The following is a 2,675-nucleotide window of genomic DNA, read 5'->3' on the forward strand; positions in this document are numbered from 1 at the left end:
CCCACAGGGTCTGCGCCAGGCACATTAATTGCGCAAGACGCGGTTATGTGGGAGCGAGCTTGCTCGCGATTGCGTCCGCACAGGCAACACCTGAGCAATGCCCCACGCCAATTCAAACACCAGAAAAACCACCAGAATCGAACTCGCGCCATGGATCAGCGCATAAGCCTGCCAAACCGAGAACAGGAATCTGGCCACGGCGTCATACCGCCCGAAAACCTGCTGCGGATCACGAATCCGCAACACCGCCCATACGCAAACAATCGACCCCAACAGATTCGCTATCAACATGTGCACCGGTTCGAACAGTGGCAGCTCACCGGGCAAACTCAACGCCTGACTCACCCCCGTCAAAACCCCATGCAACGCCGCAAAACTCCACGGCGTGACAAACGCGACTGTCACGATCAGGTCATACCAGGCACTGCCTTGCACCAACCGGCGATATTGCGTTGTAGTCCACATCGACATTGCTCCATCAATTCAGGGAGCAACAAGGCTAAAGCCTGGAGTATGCTCCAGGGTCAAGCCCCCTCGAGACGCGATGATGCGCATCGGTGAATTAGCCCAGGCCAGCGCCGTCAGCCGCGACACGCTACGCTTTTACGAGCAGCGCGGATTGATCGCGGCGCAACGCAGCGCCAACGGGTATCGCGACTATCCGCCAGACATGGTGCAACTGGTGCAGTACATCAAGACCGCACAACGGCTGGGCTTTACCCTCGGCGAGATCGGCAACAGCGTCGCTGCAATCTGGCAGTCGCCCGATCCGGACAGCGCCGTCACGCAACTGCTGCAAGACAAACTCAAACTGATCGAAGCCCGCATGGCCGAACTCGGCGCGCTGCGCGGCGAGTTGCAACAACGGCTCGGGCAACAGTGTCCATTGAATCCACGATCCTGAACTTTCAAGGAAGCCACTCATGTCCAAGGCAAAAACCGCACTCATCATCGGCGCCTCCCGGGGGCTTGGCCTCGGGCTGGTTAAAACCCTGTTGGCCGATGGCTGGCAAGTCACCGCCACCGTGCGCGATCCGCAAAAAGCCGAAGCCTTGCAGGCCCTGGGCAAGGTGCGGATCGAAAAGCTCGACATGGACGATCAGCAAGCGGTGTCCACCCTGAGCCAGCAACTCAAGAGCGAAGTGTTTGACCTGTTGTTCGTCAATGCCGGGGTCAAGGGACCGGAGGTGCAGACGCCGAACGGTGGCGCGACAATGGCCGACGTCGGTCAGCTGTTTTTCACCAACGCCGTGGCGCCGCTCAACCTGGCCCAGCGTTTTGTCGAGCAACTGCGCCCGGACACCGGCGTGCTGGCATTCATGAGCTCAGTGCTGGGCAGCGTGACCATGCCCGATGCGCCGGAGCTGGCGTTGTACAAGGCCAGCAAGGCGGCGTTGAATTCCATGACCAACAGCTTCGTCACTCAGTTGGGCGAAACCAGACTCACCGTGCTGTCGCTGCACCCGGGCTGGGTGAAAACCGACATGGGGGGTGACGGCGCGGACATCGACGTGGAAACCAGCACCCGTGGTCTGGTGGATCAGGTGAATGCGTATGTCGGCCAGGGCGGGCATCATTTCATCAACTACCGGGGTGAAACCATTCCCTGGTAAACGCCATCCTTACTGTAGGAGCGAGCTTGCTCGCGATGGWGTGTCAGCCGACAGCTATGTAGCTGAYACWCCATCGCGAGCAAGCTCGCTCCTACAGGGGTTACTCTTCGTCTGGTCGGGTCGGGCTTGCCCGCCAGAGCGTTTTGATCGACACTGCGCACCTCGCCTCCCCGGCGAACCTGGATCAGCAGACAGGGCAACACTGAGCTGGCAACCCTGAACCCAACTTTCAGAGGAGCCGGCCAACATGCCTGCGACCCGTACCTGGTTAAAAAATCCCCTCGCCATTTTCACGGCCAACGGTCTCGATGCCCGTGGCGGTCTGGTGCTGCAAGACGGTTTGATCGTCGAAGTGCTCGGCGCCGGTCAACAACCGTCCGCACCGTGCAACGAAGTGTTCGATGCCCGCGAGCATGTGATCCTGCCGGGTCTGATCAACACCCATCACCACTTCTATCAAACCCTGACCCGCGCCTGGGCGCCGGTGGTCAATCAGCCGCTGTTCCCCTGGCTGAAAACCCTATACCCGGTCTGGGCACGCCTGACGCCGGAAAAACTCGCCCTCGCCACCAAGGTCGCGTTGGCTGAATTGCTGCTGTCCGGTTGCACCACTGCCGCCGACCATCACTACCTGTTCCCGGAAGGTCTGGAAAACGCGATCGACGTACAAGTCGAAAGCGTTCGCGAGCTGGGCATGCGTGCCATGCTGACCCGCGGTTCCATGAGCCTCGGTGAAAAGGATGGTGGCCTGCCGCCGCAACAAACCGTGCAGGAAGGCGAAGTGATCCTCGCCGATAGCCAGCGGCTGATCGCCGAGTACCACGAACGTGGTGACGGCGCGCAAATCCAGATCGCCCTGGCACCGTGCTCGCCGTTTTCGGTGACACCGGAAATCATGTCGGCCAGTGCCGAACTGGCGAACAAACTCGACGTGCGCCTGCACACCCACCTGGCAGAAACCCTCGACGAAGAAGATTTCTGCCTGCAACGCTTCGGCCTGCGCACCGTGGATTATCTGGACAGCGTAGGCTGGCTCGGCCCGCGTACCTGGCTGGCCCATGG

General features: G+C 60.5%; 4 protein-coding genes. 3 read left to right on the forward strand and 1 reads right to left on the reverse strand.

Features of this window, described 5'->3' with window-relative positions:
* Window positions 1–24: 24 nt before the first annotated feature.
* Window positions 25–465 (reverse strand): hypothetical protein, encoded by a 441-nt coding sequence (locus tag AC1DVH_RS29225; protein WP_477756711.1) that lies wholly within the window; start codon window positions 463–465, stop codon window positions 25–27.
* A gap of 82 nt (window positions 466–547) precedes the next feature.
* Here AC1DVH_RS29225 and AC1DVH_RS29230 point away from each other — a divergent pair, with 82 nt between their 5' ends.
* From AC1DVH_RS29230 to AC1DVH_RS29240, 3 genes are all read left to right on the forward strand, one after another.
* A complete protein-coding gene (locus AC1DVH_RS29230) occupies window positions 548–904 on the forward strand; it encodes a MerR family transcriptional regulator (protein ID WP_477756714.1) in 357 nt (118 codons plus the stop codon).
* A gap of 19 nt (window positions 905–923) precedes the next feature.
* Complete coding sequence (locus AC1DVH_RS29235) at window positions 924–1,613, forward strand: SDR family oxidoreductase (protein ID WP_477756712.1); 690 nt, start codon at window positions 924–926, stop codon at window positions 1,611–1,613.
* 247 nt (window positions 1,614–1,860) lie between these two features.
* Window positions 1,861–2,675 (forward strand): amidohydrolase family protein (locus AC1DVH_RS29240; RefSeq protein ID WP_477756713.1); only part of this gene is annotated, 815 nt, incomplete at its 3' end.

The sequence above is a fragment of the Pseudomonas sp. P4_C3 genome (assembly GCF_056402075.1).

What these genes read in the sequence shown, in the direction of transcription:
- AC1DVH_RS29235 (WP_477756712.1), top strand. Translation starts at nt 924, where the DNA reads ATGTCCAAGGCAAAAACCGCACTCATCATCGGCGCCTCCCGGGGGCTT.
- AC1DVH_RS29230 (WP_477756714.1), top strand. Translation starts at nt 548, where the DNA reads ATGCGCATCGGTGAATTAGCCCAGGCCAGCGCCGTCAGCCGCGACACG.
- AC1DVH_RS29225 (WP_477756711.1), bottom strand. Translation starts at nt 465, where the DNA reads ATGTGGACTACAACGCAATATCGCCGGTTGGTGCAAGGCAGTGCCTGG.